The sequence below is a fragment of the Devosia sp. genome, from assembly GCF_034675085.1.
Taxonomy (GTDB): domain Bacteria; phylum Pseudomonadota; class Alphaproteobacteria; order Rhizobiales; family Devosiaceae; genus Devosia.
This window is the reverse complement of sequence record NZ_JAUCDN010000320.1, coordinates 1-3,685: the sequence shown is the minus strand read 5'-3', so window position 1 is coordinate 3,685 and position 3,685 is coordinate 1. Positions and strand designations below refer to the sequence as shown.

The 3,685-nt window shown below is 61.4% G+C and carries 5 protein-coding genes and 1 tRNA gene; all 6 read right to left on the bottom strand.

The window, feature by feature from the left end; translation table 11 throughout:
• Window positions 1-406 (bottom strand): NADH-quinone oxidoreductase subunit NuoB (gene nuoB, locus VDP82_RS15560; RefSeq protein ID WP_323015741.1); only part of this gene is annotated, 406 nt, incomplete at its 3' end.
• A complete protein-coding gene (locus VDP82_RS15555; RefSeq protein ID WP_323015740.1) occupies window positions 397-762 on the bottom strand; it encodes an NADH-quinone oxidoreductase subunit A in 366 nt (121 codons plus the stop codon). The genes nuoB and VDP82_RS15555, both read right to left, overlap by 10 nt.
• 469 nt (window positions 763-1,231) lie before the next feature.
• Window positions 1,232-1,801: a hypothetical protein gene (locus VDP82_RS15550; protein WP_323015739.1), complete on the bottom strand. Its 570-nt coding sequence runs from the start codon at window positions 1,799-1,801 to the stop codon at window positions 1,232-1,234.
• Between the two features lie 298 nt (window positions 1,802-2,099).
• Window positions 2,100-2,651 carry a porin family protein gene (locus tag VDP82_RS15545; protein WP_323015738.1) on the bottom strand — a complete coding sequence of 184 codons (552 nt, stop codon included), beginning with the start codon at window positions 2,649-2,651 and terminating at the stop codon, window positions 2,100-2,102.
• A gap of 96 nt (window positions 2,652-2,747) precedes the next feature.
• Window positions 2,748-3,446: a peptide-methionine (S)-S-oxide reductase MsrA gene (msrA, locus tag VDP82_RS15540; protein WP_323015737.1), complete on the bottom strand. Its 699-nt coding sequence runs from the start codon at window positions 3,444-3,446 to the stop codon at window positions 2,748-2,750.
• A 148-nt stretch (window positions 3,447-3,594) separates the two neighbouring features.
• Window positions 3,595-3,671, bottom strand: a tRNA-Asp gene (locus VDP82_RS15535).
• Between the last annotated feature and the right edge of the window lie 14 nt (window positions 3,672-3,685).

The window sequence follows — 3,685 nt, the reverse complement described above, 5'->3', positions numbered from 1 at the left end:
TGCCCATGGAGATCACATAGCGCGGCTCCGGCATCTGGTCGTAGACCTTGCGCAAGGCCGGAGCCATCTTGTTGGTCAGCGTACCGGCCACGATGAGCACGTCGGACTGGCGCGGCGAGGCGCGCGGCGCGGTGCCGAAACGCTCGATATCGTAGCGCGGCATTGACATCTGCATCATCTCGACGGCGCAGCAGGCGAGACCCGTCTGCATCCACATCAGCGACCCCGTACGAGCCCAGGTCACCAGTTGCGAAACGGTGGAGACGAGGAACCCCTTATCGGCCAGCTCGTCGGTCACATCGGTGAAAAACGGATCGTCGGCGCCGGCCGGACGGTTGGTGCGCGGATCGACAAGGCCGGTGGGGCGCGGCGCGACCAGCGTAGCGTTGGGTTCACTCAATCCCATTCCAGGGCCCCTTTCCGCCATTCATAGATAAAGCCCACGGTGAGCACACCGAGGAAGATCATCATCGACCAGAATCCGAACCAGCCGACCTCGCGGAAAACCACCGCCCAGGGAAAGAGAAAGGCCACTTCCAGATCGAAGATGATGAAGAGAATCGAGACGAGGTAAAAACGCACGTCGAACTTCATGCGCGCATCGTCGAAGGCATCAAACCCGGCTTCGAATGCCGAAACTTTTTCAGGATCGGGGTTCTTCACCGCGATGATGAAAGGGGCAACCAGAAGCGCCAGGCCGATAAGGCCGGCCACGGCGATGAATATGACGATCGGCAAATAGTCGCTGAGCAAGTCAGTCATGCGGCAGCCTGTTTTCTAGGCCGGTGAGAAACCCGGCGACGCGAGAGTTCTGCAAGCAATTGGGGCGAGCGAACCAACGCAGTAGTTGATGCGACAGGGCTTAGACCTTTGGCTACCGGGTTTCAAGGGAAAGAAAATATGAGAGAAACAATCATGTATCATGAATGCTTAAAGCAGCAATGAACACCAGCCCTCTGCCTTTGCTGGCAAAAAACCATGCTACCGGAAGAGGAAAACCGGCAATCGAGGCCATTGGAGCCTGGGCAGGAATAGCGCGGCCCAAGTCCGTGCCAGCCCCTCCCCGCCATGGCCGGATGCTGCATGGGAAGCTGGTTTGCAGCCGATGCAATGCGGGCCGATTCTCCGGCCCACAAACCAAAACGGCGAACCGGGGGAACCGGTTCGCCGAATTGGGTTTGCAAGATGGTAGTCCGGCGAGACGGCGAACCGCCTCGGCCGATTGCAAATCTTAGAAGTGGTAGAACACGCCGACGGTGGCCTTGGCGCCGTCGAAGAAGTTACCACCATTGTCGAAGTCGCCGATGCCGACGAGTTCAGCACGAACCGACACGGCGTCGGTCACGCCGACTTCCAGGCCACCACCGAGCTGGTAGAGACCGGTGTTGGTGCCGTTGCGGGTCTGGGTGCCGATACCGGCCAGGGCATAGACCATGACATTGTCGGTGACGATGGCGCCAGCCTTGAGGTTGGCGAAGAATTCGCCGGTGGCCAGGTTGCCGTTCCAGATGTAGTCGGCGGTGACTTCAGCACCGATCACGATCGGATCGGCGGGGATGAAGTTGACACCGACAACGCCACCAATGACGCCGTAGGATTCGTTGGCGACACCGGTGCCGATGGCGTCGTTGCCGACGAATTCACCGCCGACGCGAGCACCGACATAGAGGCCTTCCCAGCTGAAGCCAGCGGCTTCGTAGATCGGCTGGGGGGTGGTCGGGATGATCAGGTCAGCGGCCTGAGCACCACCAGCGAGCAGCGCGGCGGCAGCCACACCGAGGGTAAGCGAACGTACAAACATATCTTGCACTCCCATAGAGTTAACCGTAGTCGACCGACTAGATGCATCAGCCTAACGCGCGTGACAAGCCCGTGGATGCTCAAATCGGACAATGCGGATAAGAATGCGTGACCATTTGCGGGGAGGTGTTGCACCATTGCCGCGCAAATGGATCAATTTGAGACAAATTGTGGCTATCGGCCCTGAATTAGGGCGAGAACGTGGCACAATCTGGACTCGAATGCGCCACGACGTCAAGCCCATTGCCCGACTCGGTCAGAATCGGGCCCCGTCCGCCGCAATGAGGAGGACCCCTCGGCTAGAAATGGAAATTGGCGCCGAGGGTGAACTGGTTGTTGGCATTGCCGCCTGAAAGCGGCACGCCATGCAGGTACTGGGCATCGAGGGAGAGGGAATCGGTGAGCGAGATTTCCACGCCGCCGCCCAGCAGGGCTGCGTCCTGCGCCGGCATGCCGAGATTGAGCCCATAGCCCCCTGCTGCATAAACCAGCACGTCGTCGCTCACCACTAGGCCGGCGCGGCCGAGCAATTGCCCATAGCCGCCATCGCCCACCCCGCCATCGGTGAGGCCATGCACCGCAACTTCCGCTCCGACGAGATAAAAGTCGAACTGCGCATTGACCCCTGCCTGGATTCCCAGTCCGAACCGGGCATCGGTGACGGCATTCTGCTGCGCGACACCATAGATTCCAGCATAAAAGCCGCTCCAGTCGAAGCCGCCATCGTGAACGGCCATTTCACCCGGAACGCCGGGGGCGCTGATGGCAAGCACGGTCATATCGGCAGCAAAAGCCACCCCCGGAACGACGCCCAGCAGCCCCGCCAGCAAAACCGTTTTCAATGCGTGCATGCCGGACACTCCCCACGCCTCACGAACCGCCCGCCAGCATACGACGGAGCCACTCACCGGGGATAACGCTGGCCCGCGGGGGCCGGTTCCTCCCTTTCAGAGCTGACCGACCAGGACCGGCTCGTCGCGATAGAGATCGGCGAACAACGTCCGCAGGGCCTCCACCTTGGGCAGGTCGTTGACCACGATATAAGGCCAGCTTGGATAGAGAGTCAGGAAATCCTGATGATACTGCTCGGCGGGATAAAATACCGCGTCGGGCTCCAACGCGGTAACGATGGGACCGGGGAAAAGTCCGGTGGCCTCGAGCTGGGCGATATAGGCGCGGGCCGTTTCCGCCTGCTGCGCGGTGAGGGAAAACAGCGCCGAGCGATATTGCGTGCCGTGGTCGGGGCCCTGGAAATTGAGCTGGGTGGGATTGTGCGCCACCGAGAAGAAGATCTGAAGCAGCCGCCCATAGCTGATGACGCTCGGATCATAGGTCACCTCGACGGTTTCGGCATGACCGGTGATGCCCGAGGTCACCCGATCGTAGGTGGCCGTCTCCGCCGCGCCGCCGGCATAGCCGGAAACCGCGCGGGTAACGCCCTTTACATGCTGGAAAACCCCTTGGACGCCCCAGAAGCAGCCTCCGGCAAAAAGCGCGCGGGCGCTGGCTCCCGACTCCGCCGGATCGGCATCGGGGGGCGGAATTGGCACCGGCGCCTCCTGCGCCCACCCCGGCATGGACAGGGCAAGGCCGGCGGAAAACAACAGCGCGCCGAAACGGCGGCGGGAGAGGATGAACGAAGGCATGGCATCCCCGGCACGGTGATTGCCGGAAACTATAGGCCCGCCGCGCCAGCGGGGATATCCACCCTCACGACAAAATGAAACGCCCCGCAAGGCGGGCTGTCGAAACGGGGATAAAACGGAAAGGAAAGGATTGGGCCATCAAAAGAAATGGCGCGAGAGACGGGGCTCGAACCCGCGACCTCCGGCGTGACAGGCCGGCGCTCTAACCAACTGAGCTACTCCCGCAGCGCGGGCGAACA

What these genes read in the sequence shown, in the direction of transcription:
- VDP82_RS15550 (WP_323015739.1), bottom strand. Translation starts at nt 1,801, where the DNA reads ATGTTTGTACGTTCGCTTACCCTCGGTGTGGCTGCCGCCGCGCTGCTC.
- VDP82_RS15555 (WP_323015740.1), bottom strand. Translation starts at nt 762, where the DNA reads ATGACTGACTTGCTCAGCGACTATTTGCCGATCGTCATATTCATCGCC.
- msrA (WP_323015737.1), bottom strand. Translation starts at nt 3,446, where the DNA reads ATGCCTTCGTTCATCCTCTCCCGCCGCCGTTTCGGCGCGCTGTTGTTT.
- VDP82_RS15545 (WP_323015738.1), bottom strand. Translation starts at nt 2,651, where the DNA reads ATGCACGCATTGAAAACGGTTTTGCTGGCGGGGCTGCTGGGCGTCGTT.